Here is a 21,382-nt window from a genome sequence, read left to right as displayed (position 1 = left end):
CCGTCAGTGCGCGGCCCACAGCCACACGCTGCACACGGCGGCGACCACGCCGTACACGGCATAGACGGGCACCTTGAAGCGCGTGAAGCACAGCGTCGCGAACGCGCCCGTCAGCCAGTAAACCGGGTCGGCCGGTTCTCGATGCAGGATCTTCACGACGGCGACCACGAGAAAGGCCGTCGTTGCCGCGCGCAGCAGGCGCATCCCGTGCTCGAAGCGCGAATGGCGCTTGAGCCGGAACAGATGGTTCTGCGCGAACACGACGAGGCACCCGGACGGAATGAACAGCGCGGCGGTGGCGAGCAGCGCGCCGGCCCAGCCGTCGGTCAGGTAGCCGAGAAACGGCACGACGTTCAGCAACGGCCCCGGCGCGACCGGCGACAACGCGAACGCCAGCGTGAAGTCGTGATCGGAGATGCCGGTCGCCGGCGACACGAACAGCGTCTTGAGCACCGGTAGCGCGGAGAAGCCGCCGCCGAACAGCGTCATGCCGGCGCCCGCGAGGCGCGGCCACAGCAGATCCGCCTGGTAATCGCCGGGCAGCGGCACCGCGAACAGCACGACGAGCACGCCGAGCAGCACGAGCAGGCCGCGATCGCGCCTGGACAGCGTGAAATCGACCGTGTCGCGTTGCGACGGCCCCGTCAGCCAGCCCGCTGCGAACGCGGCGAACAGAATCGCGACGAAAGCGGCCGGACTATGCGCGAAAGCAAGCAGAATCGTCGATAACGCGGCGATCGCCTGTTCGAGCCGCGTACGCGCGAGCGAGCGCAACTGCTTGACCCACGTGACGCCGATCAGCGCGGCGAGCACCATCCCGAAGTGATTGATCAGCACCGGCGCGGCCAGCGAGCGCACGAGCGGCGTCTGATAGAAGATCGCGAACAGCGTCATCAGGACCGAGAACGGCAGCACGCTGGCAATGCCGGCGATCCATGCGCCGGCACGGCCATGCAGCGTCTGGCCGACCTGCACGGCGACATTGCAGCCGACGGGGCCCGGCACGAGCCACGCGAGCGCGACGAGATCGCCGAAGACGTGCGGCTCGATGCGCTGCAGCCGCTCCACGTAGTGGCGTTCGAGCTGCGCCATCATCGAAAGCCCGCCCCACGAGACGGCCGAAATGCTGGCGACGACCTTGAACAAGGTCCATAGGGATGCCGGTGCCTCTTCGACACGCGCGGTCGCTTCGACTTCGACGGTTGTCATGATTGTGTGGTTGGCGCAGGGCCAGATCTCTCGCGTAAGGCCGTGGCAACGGCCCGCCGACACGTCGGCCCTCCCGATTGTCCGCCGCGCATCGTGACACTACCATGCGCGAAAACGCTAGTTAATGAACTAAACGAACGGATCGGAAAACGTAACAATTGCGGCGGTGCGCAAACGCGCGCCGCGGCTGCGGCGGTGCGGCTCAGCCGCCCGTGCTGCCGGTCGCGCGATGCGCGACGACGTTCGGATGATCGCCGCGCACGCCGAAGCGTGCGATCAGCGCGGGAATCGCATCGGCCGGCACCGGGCGCGAGAACAGGAAGCCCTGCGCCTCGATTTCGCCGAGCGCGGACAGCCACGTGATCTGCTCCTCGGTTTCGGTGCCCTCGACGACGACGGTCAGCCCGAGCGAGCGCGCGAGATGCACGATCGACGACACCATCACGCACACGCTGCGATCGGTCGGAATCGCCTGCACGAACGAGCGGTCGACCTTCAGCGTGTCGACGGAGAAGCGGTGCAGGTACGACAGCGACGAATAGCCGGTGCCGAAATCGTCGAGCGCGATCCGGATGCCGAGCTTTTTCAGCGCGACGATCTTCTCGGACACGAGTTCCGGATATTCCATCATCGCGGTTTCGGTGATCTCGATCTCGAGCCGGTTTGCGTCGATGCCGGTGTCCTGCAGCGCCTGCGAGATCGTCTCGATCAGGTCGCCGCGCCAGAACTGCACGGGCGAGATGTTGACCGCAAGCGTCAGCGTGTCGTGGCCTTCGTCGTGCCAGCGTGCGATCTGCGCGCATGCGGTGCGGATCACGAAGTCGCCGATCGGCACGATCAGGCCGGTCGATTCGGCGATCGAGATGAATTCGTTCGCGGAGATCACGCCGTGTTCGGGATGATCCCAGCGGGCGAGCGCCTCGAAGCCGGTGATCGTGCGGTGCGTGAGGTCGATCTTCGGCTGATACGCGAGGAACAGCTGCCCCTCGGCGAGCGCGACGCGCAATTGCTGTTCCCAGCGCATCAGGTGGTCGGCGCGGTGCGACAGGTGCGGCGCATAGAACTGGTAGCAGTTCTTGCCGGCGTCCTTCGCGCTGTACATCGCGAGGTCGGCCTTTTTCAGCAGGTCGATCTCGCTTTCGTTCGCGACGGTGTGCAGCGCGATGCCGATGCTCGCGTGCAGCACGAACGAACTGCCGCGTACGTCGAACGGCTCGCTGAACATCCGGATGATCGCTTCCGCGAGCCGCACCGCGCGCCGCTCGACATCGTCGCCCTTCATCACGACGACGAACTCGTCGCCGCCGATGCGCGCGAGCGAGCCTTCGTCGCCGACCGCATCGGCCAGGCGCGACGCGGTCATTTGCAGCACGATGTCGCCGGCGTTGTGGCCGAGCGTGTCGTTGACGGTCTTGAAGTTGTCGAGATCGATGAACAGCAGGCCGAGCCGCGACAGGCTCGCGGGCATCGACACGTCGTTGCGCAGCCCGCGCAGCGTCGCATAGCGGTTCGCGAGGCCGGTGAGCAGGTCGTATTCGGCGAGCTGCGTCATTTCGCGCTCGCGCCCGAGCAGCTTGCCGATCAGGCCCGTCGCGACGCCGAAGAACGCGAGCATCGCGAGCGTGATGAAGCTCGTCATCAGCAGATAGACGTTGCGCGTGTGGGTGTAGTCCGCGAACTCTTCCGTCTGCGACAGCCCGACCATCACCGCGAGCGGGTAGCCGTCGAGGTGGCGGTACGACACGATGCGCGTCACGCCGTCGATCGGATCGATGATCGTGCCCGTCACGCGCTCCGCGATCGGGTAGACGCCCGACGCCGAAAACGCGCCCGGCGCATTGCTGACCGAGCCCGTGCGTCGCGCGAGCACCGCGCCCGTGTCGGACACGACCGCGATCACGCCTTCCTTGCCGATCGCCGCGTTGTTGTAGAAATCGTTCGTGAAGTAGCTCGGGTCTTCCGACACCACGACGATGCCTGCGAAGCTGCCGTCCGGATTGTTCAGGCGCCGCGTCATCTGCAGCGTCCAGTGGCTCGACACGCGGCCGAGCACGGGCTTGCTGATGAAGAGGCGGTCGTCATTGTGCGCGAGGTGGACCTTGAAGTGCTCGCGGTCGGACAGGTTGATCGGCTGCGGATGGAGTTCGGCGGTGTTCGCGAACAGGATGCCCTTCGCGTTGACGAGCGATACCTGGATCAGCGTGTCACTCGGTACGACGCCTTTCTCGACGGCGCTCGCGAGATTGAAGCGCGCCGGCGACTTCTCGAATTCGAACTTGACGAAGCGGGTGATCTGGTCGACCTGGTGGATCGCCTTGACCGTATGCTGTTCGAGCGCGGACGACAGGATCGCCGCGGAAGCCGCTGCTTCCTTGTACGCACTGTCCTTTTCAACGGACAGCCGCGCGATGATCACGGCCCACAGCAGCGCGAGCGCCAGCATCCCGAGCAGCGGGATGGCAAACAGCGCACGCCGGCGCGATTTGCGCGGCGCGCGCAGCGGCCGGTTCGGCGGCGTGTGGTTGGACCGGGCGGAGCTCATCGAAGAGGGCGGCGTCCTGCTCGCGTGCGCCATCCGTCTGGATGGCCGACTATGGTTCGGATTGTCCCGACGTCTGTTCGTTCGCGGGACGCGCAACCATGGACAGACCTCCGAAACAACGGATTAGGCCCGATATTACTGGCTGGAACGTTTTTGCGATAGCTGGGCAAAGCGCGGGGCGCCGGACGAGCCGGCGCCATCGCACATCGCGAAATGTCAGTCGGGCGACCGGAACGTGCCGTCGACGACCGTGACGACGTCACCGCCGATCCAGGTCGTGCCGTCCGCGTCGTAGTTGACGAGGATGCGGCCGTCGCGGCCGATCGCCGTGCCCTGGCGGGCCGTATACGACGGGCCGGGGCGGCGTTCCTGCCGCGTCAGCAGCCCGGCCAGCGCGGCGTTCGCGCTGCCGGTGACGGGGTCCTCGCCGGGGATGCCGAACTTGCCGCCCGTCATCAGGCAGCGGATCTCGAACGTCGCGGGGCCGCCTTCGGCATGCGGCGCGTAGGCGGCGAGGCCGTCCACGCCGTAGCGGTGGGTCAGCGCCGCCAGTGCGGCCGGATCGGGCGACAGGCCGATGCACGCGTCGGCCGACTTCAGCCGCACGACCAGCCACGGCGCGCCGTTGTCCACCGCGCACGGCTCGGCGTCCAGGTCGAGCGCGTCGCTGCGCAGCGCGGCGGCCAGTACCGCGTAGTCCGAACGGTCGAGCGGCGTGACGCGTGCCGGCGGCGCGGCGAACGCCCAGCCGTCGGCCTGCTCGCGCAGCGCGACGCGGCCGACCCCGCACTGCTGGATCAGCCGGCCCGGCGTGCGCGGCCGCGCGCCGCTTTCGAGGAACGCATGCGCGGTGCCGAGCGTCGGGTGGCCGGCGAACGGCAGTTCGCCGCCCGTCGTGAAGATCCGTACGCGATAGTCGGCTTCCGGATCGGTCGGCGTGCAGAGAAACGTCGTTTCCGACAGGTTCGTCCAGCGGGCGATCTCGAGCATCGCGTCGTCGCCGAGCGAATCGGCGTCGAACACCACGGCGAGCGGATTGCCCTTGAACGGCACCGACGTGAACACGTCGACCTGCTTGAAACGAACGAGACGGCCGGGCATCGCGTGGCGCCCGTTACGCGACTTCGGCGATCAGCTCGATCTCGACGCACGCGCCGAGCGGGATCTGCGCGACGCCGAATGCCGAGCGCGCATGCTTGCCCGCGTCGCCGAACACTTCGGCGATCAGCTCCGATGCGCCGTTCGTCACGACGTGCTGTTCGGTGAAGTCGAGCGTCGAGTTGACGAGACTCATCAGCTTGACGATGCGCGTGACCTTGTTCAGGTCGCCGGTGTGCGCGTGCAGCGTCGCGAGCAGGTCGATCGCGATCGAGCGGGCGGCGGCCTTGCCGTCTTCCGTTTGGAGATCGGCGCCGAGCTTGCCGGCCCAGACCTTGCCGTCCTTCTTCGCGATGTGGCCCGACAGGTAGACCGTGTTGCCGCTTTGCGCGCTCATCACGTAGGCCGCGGCCGGTGCGCCGGCGGTCGGGAGCTCGATGCCGAGCGACTTCAGTTTGTCGTAGACGTTAGCCATGCGTTCGATTCCTCGTAGAGAGTCGTGACAGGGAAAAAAGGGGGATCAGAGGCGCTCGCGCAGCAGCTTGCCGAGGCGCGCGACGCCTTCCTCGATCTTTTCGGGCGGCACCGTCACGAACGACAGGCGCAGCGTGTTCTGCTGCGCGTTCTCCGCGAAGAACGGCGCGCCCGGCACGAAGGCGACGTGGTTGTCGACGGCCGCGGCGAGCAGCTTCATGCTGTCGATCTGCGCGGGCAGGTTCACCCAGATGAACATCCCGCCTTCCGGGCGGTTCCACGTGACGCCTTCCGGCATGTGGCGCGCGAGCGCGCCGAGCATCGCGTCGCACTGCGCGCTGTACAGCTCGCGGATCGTCGGGATGTGCTCGTCGAGGAAGCCGTCCTTGATCACTTCGTGCGCGATGCGCTGCGTGAGCGTCGGCGTGTGCAGGTCGGTGGCCTGCTTGGCCTGCACGAGCTTGAAGTGGAGTTCCTCGGGCGCGATGATGTAGCCGATCCGCAGGCCCGGCGCGAGCACCTTCGAGAACGTGCCGAGGTGCACGACGTGGTCGGGCGCCATCGACAGCATCGTCGGCAGCGGCTCGCCCTGGTAGTTCAGCGCGCCGTACGGATCGTCCTCCAGCACCGGGAACGGGCTCGACTGCGCGAACGCGGCGAGCGCGCGGCGGCGCTCGACGGGCAGGCGGCGGCCGGTCGGGTTCTGGAAGTTCGGCTGCGCGTACAGCAGGCGCGCGCCTTGCGTGAGTTCGGGGGTGAGACCTTCCGGCAGCAGGCCCTGCTCGTCGGTGGGCACCTGCACGTAGCGCGGCTCGTACAGCGAGAACGACTGCAGCGCGCCGAGGTAGGTCGGCGTTTCGACGAGGATCGGGCTGTCCGGGTCGATCAGCGCCTTGCCGAGCAGGTCGAGCGCCTGCTGCGAGCCGGTCGTGATCAGCACCTGCGACACGCGCACGCTGTAGCGCTCGGCGATCCACTCGCGCAGCGGCAGGTAGCCTTCGGTCGCGCTGTACTGAAGCGCGGCGGCCGGCGCGTCGCGCAGCACGCGGTCGGCGGCGGCGCGCATGCGTTCCGCCGGGAACGTCGCGGGGGCGGGCAGGCCGCCGGCGAACGAGATGACCTCGGGGCGTTCCGTGACCTTCAGGATCTCGCGGATCGCGGAGCTCGTCAGCTTGCGGGCGCGTTCGGAAAGCTGCCAGTGCGGCGGATGCAGGTCGTTCGGATTCATAGTCTCCTCGTTCGGATATCGTGGTCAGTCAAGAAAGGTCGTTCGGGCGCATCGCTTCGACGCTGCCGGGTGGGCAGTACGGGCACGATGAAGCCTTCGCGGCTGGGTAAGCACGGCCAGTCAGGCAAAACCGATCAGGCAAAACGTCCATTATGGCGCAGCTCATCAGCCGGCGCGAGCGGGACGCGGCGCCGTGGCGACCGCCGAGCGGCGCCCGAGCACCACGGTCGCGATCACGGCAGCCGCGAACAGCCACGTCGACGACGTGACCGTTTCGCCGAACAGCAGCGCGGAAAAGGCGATCGTGAAGAAGATCTGCAGCAGTTGCACCTGGCCGACGCGCGCGGTGCCGCCCATCGCGAGCCCCGCGTACCACGCGAAAAAGCCGATGAATTGCGAAAAGAGGGTCACGTAGCCGAACGCGAGCCACGTGCGCAGCGCGAGCGGGCCTGGATGCGCGGCGTGCTGCATCCAAGCGAGCCAGCCGACCGGCAGCACGAGGAACGGCGCCGACACGACGAGCGCCCAGCAGATCACCTGCCAGCCGCCGATCTGGCGCGCGAGGCGCGCGCCTTCCGCATAGCCGAGCGCGCCGATGCCGACCGCGACGAGCATCAGCGCGTCGCCGGCCTGCACGGTGCCGCCGCCGTCGCGCAGCGCGAACGCGATCACGAGCGCGCTGCCGGCCACCGCGCTGGCCCAGAACGCCTTCGACGGCCGTTCGTGCGACAGCCACGCCGCATACAGCGCGACGAACAGCGGTTGCAGCCCGTTGACCACCGCGCCGTGCGAGGCCGGTACCGATTTCATCGCCCATGCGGAGAACACCGGATACGCGATGATCACGCCGGCCGACGTGATCGCGAGGCTCTTCAGTTGCGCGCGGGTCGGCAGCCGCTCGCCGCGCCACCACAGCAGCAGGCCGGCCGGCACGGCGGCGGCGAGCGCGCGGCCGAGCCCGTTGAGCAGCGGATTGAGTTCGGAGACGACGATCCGCGTCATCGGCAGCGTCAGGCTGAAGATCATCACGCCGATCAGGCCGAGCAGCATGCCCCGGGTTTCGCGCGAATTCATGTCGTGGGTGTCTCCGTCTTGCAGGGTGGTTGTGATCGGGTGGGCGCTCAGCGCAGCGTGCGCGCGCCCTGCGGCGTGTCGAATTCGGCGACGAGCGCCGGTGGGCCGTCGGTGGATTCGACGTCGAGCAGGTGGGCGGCGCCGAGCCAGTCGAGCTGCTCGCGGATCGTATCCGCATGCGGGTGGACGCCCTTGAGCGCCTTCAGCGCGACGCCGTCGTTCGGCAGCGATTCGGCCGGATGGCGCGGGCTGTCCCACTGGATCAGCGACGGCACGAGGCCGTCGCCCGCGCCTTGCCACGCGGGGAAGCTGCCGTCGTCGGGCACCGTGAGGCCCCAGTTCAGGTCGCCGCGCCGCATCGCGACGACGGGCGCGATGCGGGCCGGGTACTGGCGCTGCCACAGCACAAGCTGGCGCGGGCGGTCGACGCGCGCGACCCAGTGCGCGAGAAACGGGCCTTGCGCGAGTCGCGCGTGCATCGACGGGTCGTCGAGCCCGAACAGCCGCGCGCGCGGCGGCTTCGCCTCGTCGCCCGGCGCGGGCGTGTCGGGGTCGATCGCGATCACTTCGAGGTAGAGCCCGCCCCACGCGCCGAACAGCGCATTGTGGGTCCGCATCAGCGGGTGGCGGCCGCCGCCGGCCGGTTCGATGCCGAGTGCGTCGGCGACATGGCGCACGCCTTCGTCGAGGGCGCGCGCGGCGATCACGAGATGGTCGAGTGTCAGGGAGCGGGCTGGCATGAGCGTCGGTCGGGAAGCGAAAGTGTCATGGTAGGCGGGCGACGGGCCGGACGGGGGGCGGACCAGCCGGCGCACCGGCCGCGACGCGGGCCGGCGGGCGCAGCGCCACGTGTGGCTGGGTCGGACCGGCGGCCGCACGATCGCCATTCCGGTCAACTGTAATCGTCGCTACCGGCACAGTAACGGTACAATCGGCGCGATAGCCTTCGGTACAGTTGGAGCTGCCGCCCATGTCCACCGTCCCACTCGCCCAGATTCCCGCGCCGCACGACACGGCCACGCTCACGCTCGTCGACCAGCTGGTCCAGTGGGCGCGGCGGCGTATCGACGAGCGCGTGTTCCGTCCCGGCATGCGCATGCCGTCGATCCGCAAGCTCGCGCTCGACAAGAGCGTGTCGCGCTTCACCGTCGTCGAGGCCTACGAGCGCCTCGTCGCGCAGGGCTACCTCGACTCGCGGCGCGGCTCCGGCTTCTACGTGCGCGAGCGCACGGGCGCCGGCCCGCAGCCGGCCGACGGCGTCGCGCGCACGGCCGAGGCCGCGCCCGTGCACAACACGATCGACGTCGTCTGGCTGCTGCGCAACATGCTGCACACCGTCAGCCCGGAGAAGGGCCCGGGCCTCGGCTACCTGCCGGGCCGCTGGCTCGACGGCGAGCTGATCACCGGCGCGCTGCGCGCGCTCGGGCGCCAGTCGGGCGCGCAGATGCTCGGCTTCGGCACCGCGCAGGGCTTCCTGCCGCTGCGCCAGCAACTGCAGACGCGCCTCGCCGAAGTCGAGATCGGCGCGAAGCCCGAACAGATCGTGCTGGTTTCCGGCATCACGCAGGCGATCGACCTGATCTCGCGGATCTACATGCGGCCGGGCGATGCGGTGATCGTCGGCGATCCCGCGTGGTTCCAGATGTTCGGCCGTTTCGCGGCGCAGGGCGCGCAACTCGTCGGGATGCCGTATACGCCCGACGGCCCCGACCTCGACGCGCTCGAAACCCTGGTGCAGATGTGGCGGCCGAAGATGCTCGTGATCAACTCGGTGCTGCAGAACCCGACCGGCACGTCGCTGTCGGCCGCGCAGGCGTTCCGGATCCTGAAGCTCGCGGAGGCCTACGATTTCCTCGTCGTCGAGGACGACGTGTACGGCGACCTGTGCCCGCCGAGCTACCCGGCCACGCGCTTGGCGAGCCTCGACCAGTTGAAGCGCGTGATCTATCTCGGCAGCTATTCGAAGACGCTCGCGGCGAACCTGCGGGTCGGGTATGTCGCCTGCGCGCCGGAGATCGCGAAGGCCGTCACCGACCAGAAGATGCTGGTCGGGATGACCACGCCCGAGCTCAACGAGCGCGTGCTGTACAAGATCCTGACCGAAGGGCATTACCGGCGCCACGTCGAGCGGCTGCGCGCGCGGCTCGACGGCGTGCGCGACAAGACCGCGCGGATGCTCGAGCGCACGGGGCTCGGGCTCTTCACGATGCCGGCGGCCGGGATGTTCCTGTGGGCCGACACGGGCGTCGATTCGGACGCGCTCGCGGCGGTCGCGCACGAAGCCGGCTTCCTGCTGACGCCGGGCAGCCTGTTCTCGCCGCAGCAATCGCCGTCCACGTGGATGCGCTTCAACGTCGCGAATTGCGGCGATCCGGCGCTGCCGGGGCTGCTGGCGCGCTATATCGATTCGGCGGTGCGGCGCGCGTCGTGACGCGGCGCGGCCGGCCGGCTCTTGAAATGCCCGGCGCCGTCCCCAGATACGCGCGCAAACCGCTGGCGCCAGGCGGTCGTCCCAACCGGGCCGTCCCAGACGGGCCGTCCCAAACGGGCCGTCCCAAACGGGCCGTCCCAAACGGGCCGTCCCAAACGGGCCGTCCCAAACGGTCCGTCCTTCATGGGTCCGCCGGCATCGCGCGCCGGGCGCCGGCGTCCCCCCTTTCCAGTTCAAGTAAGAGGAAACAGCATCCATGGCACACGAAACGATGAGCTTTCAGGCAGAGGTCAAGCAACTCCTCCACCTGATGATCCATTCGCTCTACAGCAACAAGGAAATCTTCCTGCGCGAACTGGTGTCGAATGCGTCCGACGCGGCCGACAAGCTGCGTTTCGAAGGGCTCGCGGACAGCGCGCTGTACGAGAACGATCCGAACCTGCGCATCCGCATCGGCTTCGACAAGACCGCGCGCACGATCACGATCGACGACAACGGCATCGGGATGAGCCGCGACGAGGCGATCGCGAACCTCGGCACGATCGCGCGTTCGGGCACCAAGGAATTCTTCACGAAGCTGTCGGGCGACCAGCAGAAGGACGCGGCGCTGATCGGCCAGTTCGGCGTCGGCTTCTACTCGGGCTTCATCGTCGCCGACAAGATCACTGTCGAAACGCGCCGCGCGGGCCTGCCGGCGAATGAAGCCGTGCGCTGGGAAAGCGCGGGCGAGGGCGATTTCACGATCGACGCGATCGAGCGCGCGCAGCGCGGCACGACGATCACGCTGCACCTGCGCGAAGGCGAGGACGAGCTGCTGTCGTCGCATCGCCTGAAGTCGATCATCCAGAAGTACTCCGACCACATCGCGCTGCCGATCCTGATGCGCAAGGAAGAGTGGGATCAGGAAAAGGGCGAGATGGTCCTGAAGGACGAGGACGAGACCGTCAACCAGGCGAGCGCGCTGTGGACGCGCTCGAAGAGCGACGTCACCGACGAGCAGTACACGCAGTTCTACCAGCACATCGCGCACGATCACCAGGATCCGCTCACGTGGACGCATAACCGCGTCGAGGGCCGCAGCGAATACACGCAGCTGCTGTTCGTGCCGGCGCACGCGCCGTTCGACCTGTGGAACCGCGACTATCGCGGCGGCCTGAAGCTGTACGTGAAGCGCGTGTTCATCATGGACGACGCCGAGCAACTGCTGCCGCAGTACCTGCGCTTCGTGAAGGGCGTCGTCGATTCGGCCGACCTGCCGCTGAACGTGTCGCGCGAGATTCTGCAGGAAAGCCGCGACGTGAAGGCGATCCGCGAAGGCGTGACCAAGCGTGCGCTGTCGATGCTCGAGGAGCTCGCGAACGCGGAAGACGATGTCGGCAAGGAGAAGTACAAGACGTTCTGGGGCGCGTTCGGCCAGGTGCTGAAGGAAGGCCTGGGCGAGGATCACGCGAACCGCGAGCGCATCGCGAAGCTGCTGCGCTTCGCGTCGACGCACGGCGACACCGACGCGCAGGACGTGTCGCTCGCCGACTACGTGTCGCGCATGAAGCCTGAGCAGAGCAAGATCTACTACGTGACCGCCGATACGTGGCAGGCCGCGAAGAACAGCCCGCATCTCGAAGTGTTCCGCAAGAAGGGCGTCGAGGTGCTGCTGCTGACCGACCGCGTCGACGAATGGATGCTGTCGTTCCTGCACGAATTCGACGGCAAGCCGCTCGCGAGCGTGGCGCGCGGCGATCTCGATCTCGGCGAGCTGAACGACGAGGAGAAGAAGGCGCAGGAGCAGGCCGGCGAGGCGATCAAGCCGGTCGTCGAGAAGATGAAGGAAGCGCTCGGCGACAAGGTGAAGGAAGTGCGCGTCACGTTCCGCCTGACCGATTCGCCGTCGTGTCTCGTCGCGGACGACAACGACATGAGCGGCTACCTGCAGCGGATGCTGAAGGCGGCCGGCCAGAACGCACCGGCGATGCAGCCGATCCTCGAGATCAACCCGGAGCACGCGCTCGTGAAGCAGCTGAACGCCGACAGCGCCGATTTCGGCGACTGGTGCCATCTGCTGTTCGATCAGGCGCTGCTGGCCGAAGGCGGCATGCTCGACGATCCGGCGAGCTTCGTGAAGCGGACCAACGCGCTGCTGCTGTCGCGGGCCGCGTGAACGCGCGCATGCGATTCGACGGCGCACAGGCCGGCTGGCGCGAGACGCCGCGGCCTGGCTGCACGCTCGACCAGCGCGACTGGCTGACGCGCGGCGGATCGCTGACCGCGCACCTCGCGCGGCTCGGCCGCGTGACCGTGCGCGTGACGCGCGAGGCCGTCGACGCGCCGTGGTTCGACGAGCCCGACGCGCTAGCCAGCTCGCCGCGCGCGCCGATGTGGGTGCGCGAGGTGATCCTGTCGGTCGATGGCACGCCGTACGTCGCCGCGCACAGCATCGCGCCGCTCGCGGCCAGCAAGGGCGTGTGGCAGGCGATGCGGCGGCTGCGCACGCGGCCGCTCGCGGAGCTGCTGTACAGCGATCCGCAGGTCGAGCGCTCGGCGCTCGTGAGCCGGCGCGTGATCGCCGGTCATCCGCTGTATGCGCTCGCGAGCCATGCGTTGCAGGGCGCGCGCGCGCCGCATGCGTTTGCCGCGCGGCGCTCGGTGTTCCAGCGGCACGGCAAGCCGCTGATGGTCACCGAGTGCATGCTGCCGACGCTGTGGCGCCATCTCGCCGCGCACGGCGACGGGCCGCGATCGGTCGGGTCGCACGGAGACGTGTGATGCTGCAAGGTTTTCCGCCGGTCGTCGCGCCGGATACGCACACGATGATCCTCGGCAGCTTTCCGGGCGAGGCGTCGCTCGACGCCGCGCAGTACTACGCGCATCCGCGCAACCAGTTCTGGCGATTGTTGGGTGCGGTGCTCGGCGAGCCGGGGCTGCATGAGCTCGCGTATGACGTGCGGCTCGAACGCGTGCTGTCGCACGGCATCGGCATCTGGGATGTGCTCGATGCGTGCCATCGACAGGGCAGTCTCGATTCCGCGATCAGGAATGCGAAGCCGAACGATTTCGATTCGTTGCGCGCGCATGCGCCGTTGCTCAAGCGCGTGTGCTTCAACGGCAAGACGGCAGGGCGGTTTGCCGATGTGATCGGCGCGGCGGGTTATGAAACCCTCGTGTTGCCTTCGTCGAGCCCGGCGAATGCGATGTTGTCGTTCGAGCAGAAGCTGGTGCTTTGGCGCGCACTTCGCGCCTGAGACGCGTTGGATTCCGAGTCTCTCCCGGTCAGGGCTTCGCCGCGCCTTGCCTGGCGCCCGTGGTCGACGCAATGCGACTTTGTGCAGCGACGAGTTGATCATCGGTGGTCGCCACCAGCCACAGACGTGCATGCTTCTCGATCTGGCGATTGTGGTCCTTCAACGGCCCCATCGCGGCAGCGGCCTTCCAGACCACCGGGCCGATTCGGCTACTCCTGCCCGACGGCGCGCCTACCAGCAGGCAGTATGGTCCCAGCGGAAGCGATACGAACGGAAGTGCCGGACTGGTCGTCACGCGCCAGTCGATGAACGGTGTGTCGCTGATCAGCAGCGGCGTGGGCAAGCCGTAGAGCACGCTGAAATCGTACAGCGCCAGCTGTTCTCGCATGCCGACGTAAGTTCGCCGGACGTCGTCGACAACCGCCGCGCGGATCTCGTCCTCGAACATGGGTTCCTGCGCGTAGCGGGCCAATGCCTGGCGAGCCTCCCATTGATACGCGCTGAACAGGCCGATCTCCACGCAATCCTGCACGGCGCGCTGAACCTCCGCCACGGAACCGGCTTCCCCGGGCGTGCCCATCTGCGCCGCCCGCAAAAAGCGGGCAAGTCCCGCCTCGTGGATCGCGGGACCGTCCGCGGATGCGTCGTCGTCGGCGTTCTTGCCCAGCGGCACGTAGGTATATTGCTCCGCAGCGAAATGCGATTTCTTGCCTTCGTCGAACTTGATTTCGCCATCGACGCAGTCCAGATAGCGCGTCCCGATTCGACCGTGCTCCCAAACCCAGTTTTTCAGGAACGGACGGAGTGGATGCAGTCTGTCGTGATCGGCCATTGAACCTCCAGGTTTTCCCGGCATGAGCCATTCGAGCCACTCGCTGCACACGCCGCGCCGTCGGCGGGGCCCGCGCTACAACGCGAGCGTGCCCAGCGCCTCGTAAGTACGATGCAACCAGACCTTGACGCGCTGCCGCTCCAGCAAGCCGAGCCCCGTGGCGGCGCGGTCGGGATGATTGACCGCGGCCCAGAAGCTCGCGCTTTGTCGATCGATCTTCTGCATCGTCGTATCGGGCAGGCGGCGCAGCGTAATCACGCTGGCGCCAAGGGCTTCGGCCCGCTCGCGTTCGCCGGATGCCTCCAGAATCTCGAAGCGATCGCCGCGGACTTCATTCAGCACCACCACCAGCTTGATTCGTCCACCGAATTCGTCGAGCCATTGCCGCAGCAGATCGACCGAATCGCGTCCGGTGTCCATCACGTGCCACCACGTCAACGTGAGGCCGTGTTCTTCTGCAAAAGCGACTATGTCCGAATCGTCGAGCCACTTGGCGAGCGGCTGCCGCGTCTGGGCCGCGAGATCGACCAGTATGCGCCGCTGCGGATCTTCGAGCGCGGATTCCATGACCGGATCGAGGCTGTCGTGCTGGTCGAGCACGGCAGGCGCGGCAAAATCGGCATAGAACCGCAGTAGCGCGCCGTGCGATCGGTCGGTATCGAAGCCCACGAAGGGCATGCTGCGATCGATGAAATACTGGGCCAGCACGCGGGCCGCGAGCGATTTGCCGACGCCGCCTTTTTCCCCGCCAATGAAGTGGATGTGACTCATGCTTACGAAATCCCGTGTGATGGAGCAGGTATGGTCAGAGCGGATGTTGGCAGGCTTCGATGACGTTACGGTACGACCGGTCACGTCGAAAGAAAATGCGTGCGCCGCAGCAGCATGCTGGCTGATCGACGCCGGTGTCAAACTGGACAAAATGGCGACCGGTTCTGGCGGCTGTCTGGTGGTGGGCCGGCGAGCCGGCGCGCTAGCCGGACGATTCCTGTACGGCCACCGATGTTGTTACGTCAGCCGCGCGATGAAGCGATGCGCGGTAGACGATCAGTATCAGAAATATCGGCAACAGGACGGCGCCCGGTTGCCCCATCGCGGGCCTGAACACGAGGAAAAACGAGAGCCCCGGCAGCAACCACGCCAACGCGATGACCGCATGGTCCGTCCACCGGAGCGCGCGGGTCGTCCGGTCGTATTTGCACACGTAAATGATCGCAAGAAGCAGCCACGCGAGATCGTAGTAGATGAGGTACGGCTGGGTCAGCAGCGTCGCGACGATTGCCGCTGCCGCGCATAAGTCTGCATGCTTCTTCCTCGCCCATAGACCCGCGGTCGCAATCACGGCCGGTATCGCGATGGCCGCCTGAACGGCAAAGGCGGTCGGCAGGCTGGCGCCCAGCCGTCGTGACATCGCGAACGGCGTCGGCATCGCGCTCCAGATTCCGCCCGCATTGTTCACCAGGATCAACTGGCTGAACCACGATAGCGTGTCGAAAAAGCGCATCCACAGCGGCACGCCGAGCACCAGCGCACTGACCGCGCAGAACAGCGCGGCCGTGATGGCCATCGCGCCGAGCGTGCGGAAATGTCCGCCGCAGAGGAACAGCAACGGAAACAGGAGCGCCAGTTGCGGTTTGATGACGAGCATGCCGGCGCATACGCCGGCGACGAGAGGTCGTCGTTCGAGCCATCCCAGTGCGCCGGCAGCGAACGCCAGGGTCAGCAAGGAATTCTGCCCGCAGATCGTCACGACCCAGATGCCAGGGAATGCGAGCAGCGTGATCCACGGCAGGGGGGCGATCCTTCATCGCGAGCGTGCACGCCGCCAACGCGCTTGCGATGCCGATGCTGACGAACAGACTGTACGAAGCGGCATAGGGCAGCAGCGCCAGCGGATAAACCGGCAACTGGAAGGTCGGCGGATAAACCCACGGTGCGAAAATTTGCGCGGGCGGGAAGTCGGGCAGCAATCGGGCTTCCGTCGCGAACATCTGGTGAAGGTCGAAAGCGGCGAGCGGCCCGCTGTGGAGGGAAACGAAAGACGCGCTCCAGAATACCCGGAAGTCGATACCCGGCGGCGGCACGCCGGGCAGATGCAGCGCCCAGTACGAAAATGCCCAGATACCCAGCAGCACGAGCTGGAACACCAGGATCGCCGCGCTGTACAGGACGAGCCGCTCTCTGGAGAGCCATCCCTGGCGATCTGGCGGTGCGTGGTCCGTCGCTGTATGCGTCATGGCCGCTGTGTGCCTCCCCGAATGCCGTTTCAGTTTGGCATAGGTTCGGGCGGGCGAACGGGCTTTTTATTGCAAGAAAGTAAATGATCGATCGCGTTCCGGATCGGGCTGGCGGCGGGTTTCGCGGATGTCGATCGTCGTCGTATCAGCAGTCGAATGGGCCGGAACATCGAGGCGGACCGGCGGCGGGCGCGCTCGCCGCCGGCGGCCCCGCCCCCCCACCAATGCTATCCTCTCGTCCGCCCATCCAGCGTCATCCAGCATCACCCAGCGAGATTCAACCAACATGACCCGACTGATCAAGCGTGCGTCCGCCGAGGCGCGCGCGTTCAAGCAACGCAAGCCGTCCGCGTACAACGGCTCGGAAAAACTCCAGCCGCCGCGCGTGAAGCGCCGCCCGGACATCGACGAACACGACGACGTGCCGGTGCTCGAAGCGCCGCGCAAGCCGCGCTTCGCGCCCGTGACGTTCTCCGAAGAAGGCGGCGTGCGCTTCCTGCACTTCGGCACCGAGTGGGTGCAGGGCGCGATGCGGATCTCGAAGCCGCTGCATATCGAGCTCGAATACGCGCAGCAGATGATGGCGTGGCTGCTGTTCCTGGAAACGCCCGGGCGGATCGTCCAGCTCGGGCTCGGCACCGGCGCGCTGACCAAGTTCTCGCACCGTTTCCTGCCGCACGCGAAGGTCGAGGCCGTCGAGCTGAACCCGGCCGTGATCGTCGCCGCGCGCACGATGTTCGCGCTGCCGCCCGACGACGCGCGCCTCGTCGTACACGAAGCCGACGCATGGGATTTCGTCAACGACCCGGCCAACCGCGGCACGACCGGCGCGATCCAGATCGACCTGTACGACGCGACCGCGCGCGGCCCCGTGCTCGACAGCGTCGCGTTCTATCGCGCGGTGCGCGGCTGCCTCGCCGACGCCGGCATCGCGACGATCAACCTGTTCGGCGATCATCCGAGCTTCGTGCGCAACATGAAGCACCTGAACGCGGCGTTCGATCACCGCGTGATCGCGCTGCCCGAAGTGCACGACGGCAACCGGATCGCGATCGCGTTCTCGGGCCCCGCGCTCGACGTGCCGTTCGCGCAACTGGAAGCCCGCGCGAAGCTGATCGAGGACACGCTGAAGCTGCCCGCGCGCAAGTGGGTGAAAGCTTTGAAAGCCACGACCGGCGCACGCGACGCCGCGTTCGCGATCTGACGTCGCAGGCACCGGCGACAGGCCGGTGCAACCGCACGACAAGGGGCGGATCACCTCGGGTTCGCCCCTGCTTGACCGCGTGCTCGCGGCTCCTATACTGGCGCGAAGCCAGGGGAGCCGCAGCCTACCCGTTTTGCCGCTCCTCTCGGCGCCGTACCCGCTCAACAAGATCGATAACCGGGATAGAAGAGGAGACGTCATGGCTCACGATGCCGACGCCAACCGGGCCGCCAAGCGCTGGCTCTGGCTGCTGGTACTGCCGCTGATCGCGATGGTCTGGGTACCGTCGTACAGCAAGATCGAACCGCAATGGCTCGGTTTTCCGTTTTTCTACTGGTACCAGTTGCTGTGGGTCTTCATCAGCGCGGTGATCACCGCGTTCGTGTATTTCAAGACCAAGAACGCATGGAAGGCGAGCGGCACGCAGGGAGGTGCGCAATGAATCTCGGCGCGACCTTCGTCTTCGTTCTGCTGTTCATCGGCGTCACGATCATCGGTTTCCTGGCCGCGAACTGGCGGCGCGGCGATCTTGCCCATCTCGACGAATGGGGCCTCGGCGGACGCCGCTTCGGCACGATCGTCACGTGGTTCCTGCTCGGCGGCGATCTCTACACGGCCTACACGTTCGTCGCGGTGCCCGCGCTCGTGTTCGGCGCCGGCGCGATGGGCTTCTTCGCGCTGCCGTACACGATCCTGATCTATCCGTTCGCGTTCGTCGTGTTCCCGAAGCTGTGGAGCATCGCGAAGCGGCACGGCTACGTGACGGCCGCCGATTTCGTCAATGCGCGCTACGGCAGCCGGATGCTCGCGCTGGCGATCGCGGTGACGGGCATCCTGGCGACGATGCCATACATCGCGCTGCAGCTCGTCGGCATCGAGGTGGTGATCGGCGCGCTTGGCTTCGACACGACCGGCTTCGTCGGCGATCTGCCGCTGATCATCGCGTTCGCGATCCTCGCTGCCTACACGTACACGTCGGGGCTGCGTGCGCCCGCGATGATCGCGATCGTGAAGGACGTGCTGATCTACGTCACGATCGCCGCCGCGGTGATCGTGATCCCCGCGAAGCTCGGCGGTTTCGGGCACATCTTCTCCGCGGTGCCGCCCGCGAAGCTGCTGCTGAAGGCGCCCGACGCGATGAGCCTGAACGGCTACAGCGCGTACGCGACGCTCGCGATCGGCTCGGCGCTCGCGCTGTTCCTGTATCCGCACTCGGTCACGGCGATCCTGTCGTCGTCGTCGGGCAACTCGATCCGCCGCAACATGGCGATGCTGCCCGCGTACTCGTTCGTGCTCGGCCTGCTCGCGCTGCTCGGCTACATGGCGCTCGCCTCCGGCGTGAAGGACATGCCGCAGTACGCGCCGTACTTCAAGGCGTTCGGCCCGAACTTCGCGGTGCCCGCGCTGTTCCTCGAGTACTTCCCGTCGTGGTTCGTCGGCGTCGCGTTCGCGGCGATCGGCATCGGCGCACTGGTGCCGGCGGCGATCATGTCGATCGCGGCCGCGAACCTGTACACGCGCAACATCCATCGCGAGTTCGTGAACCGCAATATGTCGCACGACCAGGAAACGCACGTCGCGAAGCTCGTATCGCTGATCGTGAAAGTCGGCGCGGTGGCGTTCATCCTCGGGCTGCCGCTGACCTACGCGATCCAGCTGCAACTGCTCGGCGGGATCTGGATCATCCAGACGCTGCCCGCGATCGTGCTCGGCCTGTACACGCGCGTGCTCGACCATCGCGGCCTGCTGGCCGGCTGGGCGGCCGGCATCGTGTGCGGCACGTGGATGGCGGTCTCGCTGAAGCTGGCGAGTTCGATCTTCACGATCCACCTGTTCGGCCTCGCGATTCCCGGCTACGCGGCCGTGTGGTCGCTGATCGTGAACCTGGTGGTGTCGGTGGCGGTGAGCGTGCTGGTGCGCGTGATGGGGATGACGCATGCGGAGGATCGCACGCGGCCGGAGGATTATCTCGACGTCGTCGAGGGCTGATACGGGCGGTGCGCGGCCGTGTGCCGCGCACGCGTCGCGCAGCAACGAAAACGCCCGCCACCGCAAGGTGGCGGGCGTTCGTTCTTGCGTCAGCCCTGCGCGCGTTTCGCGAGTTCCTCGCGCTGCGACAGATCCTCGACGTTGACCATCCAGTGCACGCCGAAACGATCCTTCGCCATCCCGAAGCCGAGCGCCCAGAACGTCTTGCCGAACGGCATCGTCACTTCGCCGCCGTCGGCGAGCGCATTGAACAGCTTCTGGCCTTCGTCGACCGTCGTCGGGTTCAGCGACAGCGAATAGCCGGCGTGCGCGGCGCCCGCCGGCTGGCTGCAGTCCCCGTCCGAGCACATGATCATCGACTCGCCGATCGTGAAGCTCGCGTGCATCACCTTGTCGGCCATCTCCGGCGACATCGGGTAATCGGGATTCGGCGGGGCGTCCTTGAAGTGCATCTTGAACATCGTCTTCGCACCGAGCGTCTTTTCGTAGAACTGAAGGGCTTCGTCGGCACGACCGTAGAACGTCAGGTACGGTTGAACTTGCATCGTTGTCTCCTGGAATGTGCGATGCCGGCGCGTCGGCGCTGGCGTGGCGTCGTGCAAGACTGACTGGGGGAAAAGGGTGCATCGGGAGGCGGCCGTCGTACCCGTGACGTGGATTGTAGTGCGCGCGCTTGACGATGGAATGAAAAATAAAACGGCCGCGAACACGAAATTCGCAGCCGTTTTCAGCGCGTGGGCTGACGCCTGTCGTCAGGCTTGCTGACAGCCGCTGACGCGCGGCGCGATTCAGCGCAGCGCGTCGATCAGCTTCTCGAGCTTCACCGCGTCGGCGGCGAACACGCGGATGCCTTCGGCGAGCTTTTCGGTCGCCATCGCTTCGTCGTTCAGCTGGAAGCGGAACGATGCCTCGTCGATCGCGACGCGCTCGGCCGGCTTGTCCTGCAGCGTGTCCGGCGACAGCTTGCGTGCGACCGTGTCGTTGCTCTCCTGCAGCTTCTGCAGCAAATCGGGACTGATCGTCAGCAGGTCGCAGCCGGCGAGCTCGGTGATCTGGCTCGTCGTGCGGAAGCTCGCGCCCATCACTTCGGTCTTGTAGCCGAACGTCTTGTAGTACGTGTAGATGCGGCGCACCGACTGCACGCCCGGATCGTTCGCGCCGCCGTCGCGCGCTTCGTTCCATTCCGCGCCGGCCTGCTTCTTGTACCAGTCGTAGATGCGGCCGACGAACGGCGAGATCAGTTGCGCGCCGGCTTCCGCGCACGCGGCGGCCTGCACGAGCGAGAAAAGCAGGGTCATGTTGCACTTGATCCCTTCCTTCTGCAGCACCTCGGCCGCACGGATTCCTTCCCACGTCGACGCGAGCTTGATCAGGATGCGCTCGCGCCCGACGCCGGCCGCTTCGTACAGCTTGATGAGCTCGCGGCCCTTGTCGATCGAGCGCTGCGTGTCGAATGACAGGCGTGCGTCGACCTCGGTCGACACGCGGCCCGGGATCAGTTTCAGGATTTCGGTGCCGAACGCGATCAGCAGGCGGTCGATGATGAAATCGGTGCTTTCGTTGCGATGATCGCGGACGGTTTTCTCGAGGATCGGCTTGTACGCATCCTTCTGGACGGCCTTCAGGATCAGCGACGGGTTCGTGGTCGCGTCCTGCGGCTTGTATTGCGCAAGCTGCTGGAAGTCGCCCGTGTCGGCGACGACGGTCGTGTACTGCTTCAGCTGGTCGAGTGCGGTAGTCATGGCGATTCGGAAGAAGAGCGCGGGGCGCCGGGTTCTCACGGGCCGCGCGAGCGCGGCGGCGAAGCGAAGCGGCGCCGGGCGCCGCT

19 protein-coding genes and 1 pseudogene are annotated in these 21,382 nt (G+C 66.9%); 7 read left to right on the top strand and 13 right to left on the bottom strand.

From position 1 onward, the window contains the following. Positions 1-3: 3 nt before the first annotated feature. From GJG85_RS12500 to GJG85_RS12470, 7 genes are all read right to left on the bottom strand, one after another. On the bottom strand, positions 4-1,209 hold the full coding sequence (locus tag GJG85_RS12500; protein WP_050017504.1) for a chromate transporter: 1,206 nt from the start codon (positions 1,207-1,209) through the stop codon (positions 4-6). A gap of 202 nt (positions 1,210-1,411) precedes the next feature. Continuing rightward, positions 1,412-3,751 (bottom strand): EAL domain-containing protein, encoded by a 2,340-nt coding sequence (locus GJG85_RS12495; protein ID WP_050018122.1) that lies wholly within the window; start codon positions 3,749-3,751, stop codon positions 1,412-1,414. Between the two features lie 216 nt (positions 3,752-3,967). Next, positions 3,968-4,852 (bottom strand): PhzF family phenazine biosynthesis protein, encoded by an 885-nt coding sequence (locus tag GJG85_RS12490; RefSeq protein ID WP_204383349.1) that lies wholly within the window; start codon positions 4,850-4,852, stop codon positions 3,968-3,970. Positions 4,853-4,865: 13 nt separating this feature from the next. Then, complete coding sequence (locus tag GJG85_RS12485) at positions 4,866-5,324, bottom strand: RidA family protein (protein WP_006478174.1); 459 nt, start codon at positions 5,322-5,324, stop codon at positions 4,866-4,868. A gap of 45 nt (positions 5,325-5,369) precedes the next feature. Next, complete coding sequence (locus GJG85_RS12480; RefSeq protein WP_050018120.1) at positions 5,370-6,551, bottom strand: PLP-dependent aminotransferase family protein; 1,182 nt, start codon at positions 6,549-6,551, stop codon at positions 5,370-5,372. Between the two features lie 165 nt (positions 6,552-6,716). Further along, a complete protein-coding gene (locus GJG85_RS12475) occupies positions 6,717-7,625 on the bottom strand; it encodes a DMT family transporter (RefSeq protein WP_089488710.1) in 909 nt (302 codons plus the stop codon). 47 nt (positions 7,626-7,672) lie between these two features. Then, positions 7,673-8,365 carry a VOC family protein gene (locus GJG85_RS12470; RefSeq protein ID WP_089488709.1) on the bottom strand — a complete coding sequence of 231 codons (693 nt, stop codon included), beginning with the start codon at positions 8,363-8,365 and terminating at the stop codon, positions 7,673-7,675. A gap of 230 nt (positions 8,366-8,595) precedes the next feature. On the opposite strand from GJG85_RS12470, the gene GJG85_RS12465 reads away from it, so the two are divergent. The 4 genes from GJG85_RS12465 (at position 8,596) to GJG85_RS12450 (ending at position 13,292) form a co-directional block, all read left to right on the top strand. Continuing rightward, positions 8,596-10,056: a PLP-dependent aminotransferase family protein gene (locus GJG85_RS12465; protein WP_050018117.1), complete on the top strand. Its 1,461-nt coding sequence runs from the start codon at positions 8,596-8,598 to the stop codon at positions 10,054-10,056. 256 nt (positions 10,057-10,312) lie between these two features. Then, entirely contained in the window at positions 10,313-12,211 is a 1,899-nt protein-coding gene (gene htpG, locus GJG85_RS12460; RefSeq protein WP_050018116.1) for a molecular chaperone HtpG, read from the top strand. Between the two features lie 8 nt (positions 12,212-12,219). Beyond that, on the top strand, positions 12,220-12,816 hold the full coding sequence (locus GJG85_RS12455) for a chorismate lyase (protein ID WP_175978831.1): 597 nt from the start codon (positions 12,220-12,222) through the stop codon (positions 12,814-12,816). After that, positions 12,816-13,292 carry a DNA-deoxyinosine glycosylase gene (locus tag GJG85_RS12450; RefSeq protein WP_204383347.1) on the top strand — a complete coding sequence of 159 codons (477 nt, stop codon included), beginning with the start codon at positions 12,816-12,818 and terminating at the stop codon, positions 13,290-13,292. The genes GJG85_RS12455 and GJG85_RS12450 overlap by 1 nt, the downstream gene beginning before the upstream one ends. Positions 13,293-13,320: 28 nt before the next feature. Here GJG85_RS12450 and GJG85_RS12445 read toward each other — a convergent pair whose 3' ends face one another. The 4 genes and pseudogenes from GJG85_RS12445 to GJG85_RS35295 form a co-directional block, all read right to left on the bottom strand. Next, the gene (locus GJG85_RS12445; RefSeq protein ID WP_050018114.1) at positions 13,321-14,124 is read right to left on the bottom strand and encodes a hypothetical protein; all 804 of its coding nucleotides are present in this window, start codon (positions 14,122-14,124) and stop codon (positions 13,321-13,323) included. Positions 14,125-14,199: 75 nt separating this feature from the next. Further along, positions 14,200-14,895: a mobilization protein gene (locus GJG85_RS12440; RefSeq protein WP_050018113.1), complete on the bottom strand. Its 696-nt coding sequence runs from the start codon at positions 14,893-14,895 to the stop codon at positions 14,200-14,202. Positions 14,896-15,097: 202 nt separating this feature from the next. Continuing rightward, positions 15,098-15,850, bottom strand: coding sequence for a glycosyltransferase family 87 protein (locus GJG85_RS34980; RefSeq protein ID WP_239468908.1), 753 nt, complete (start codon positions 15,848-15,850; stop codon positions 15,098-15,100). A gap of 130 nt (positions 15,851-15,980) precedes the next feature. Then, a pseudogene (locus GJG85_RS35295) lies at positions 15,981-16,115 on the bottom strand (DUF2029 domain-containing protein); the annotation flags it as partial. A gap of 532 nt (positions 16,116-16,647) precedes the next feature. Here GJG85_RS35295 and GJG85_RS12430 point away from each other — a divergent pair. The 3 genes from GJG85_RS12430 (at position 16,648) to GJG85_RS12420 (ending at position 19,554) form a co-directional block, all read left to right on the top strand. Beyond that, entirely contained in the window at positions 16,648-17,565 is a 918-nt protein-coding gene (locus GJG85_RS12430; RefSeq protein ID WP_050018112.1) for a spermidine synthase, read from the top strand. A gap of 199 nt (positions 17,566-17,764) precedes the next feature. After that, positions 17,765-18,007 (top strand): DUF3311 domain-containing protein, encoded by a 243-nt coding sequence (locus GJG85_RS12425; RefSeq protein WP_006490660.1) that lies wholly within the window; start codon positions 17,765-17,767, stop codon positions 18,005-18,007. Next, complete coding sequence (locus GJG85_RS12420; protein WP_050018111.1) at positions 18,004-19,554, top strand: sodium:solute symporter family protein; 1,551 nt, start codon at positions 18,004-18,006, stop codon at positions 19,552-19,554. Before GJG85_RS12425 ends, GJG85_RS12420 begins: the two co-directional genes overlap by 4 nt. 89 nt (positions 19,555-19,643) lie before the next feature. Here the strand turns inward: GJG85_RS12420 and GJG85_RS12415 are convergent, their stop codons facing one another. Both GJG85_RS12415 and tal read right to left on the bottom strand, forming a co-directional pair. Next, positions 19,644-20,099 carry a VOC family protein gene (locus GJG85_RS12415; protein ID WP_204383345.1) on the bottom strand — a complete coding sequence of 152 codons (456 nt, stop codon included), beginning with the start codon at positions 20,097-20,099 and terminating at the stop codon, positions 19,644-19,646. A gap of 243 nt (positions 20,100-20,342) precedes the next feature. Further along, complete coding sequence (gene tal, locus GJG85_RS12410; protein WP_050018123.1) at positions 20,343-21,296, bottom strand: transaldolase; 954 nt, start codon at positions 21,294-21,296, stop codon at positions 20,343-20,345. Between the last annotated feature and the right edge of the window lie 86 nt (positions 21,297-21,382).

This window comes from Burkholderia sp. MS389 (assembly GCF_016899425.1).
Classification (GTDB): Bacteria; Pseudomonadota; Gammaproteobacteria; order Burkholderiales; family Burkholderiaceae; genus Burkholderia; species Burkholderia sola.
The sequence above is the reverse complement of the archived record's forward strand: the minus strand, read 5'-3'. Positions and strand labels throughout refer to the sequence as shown.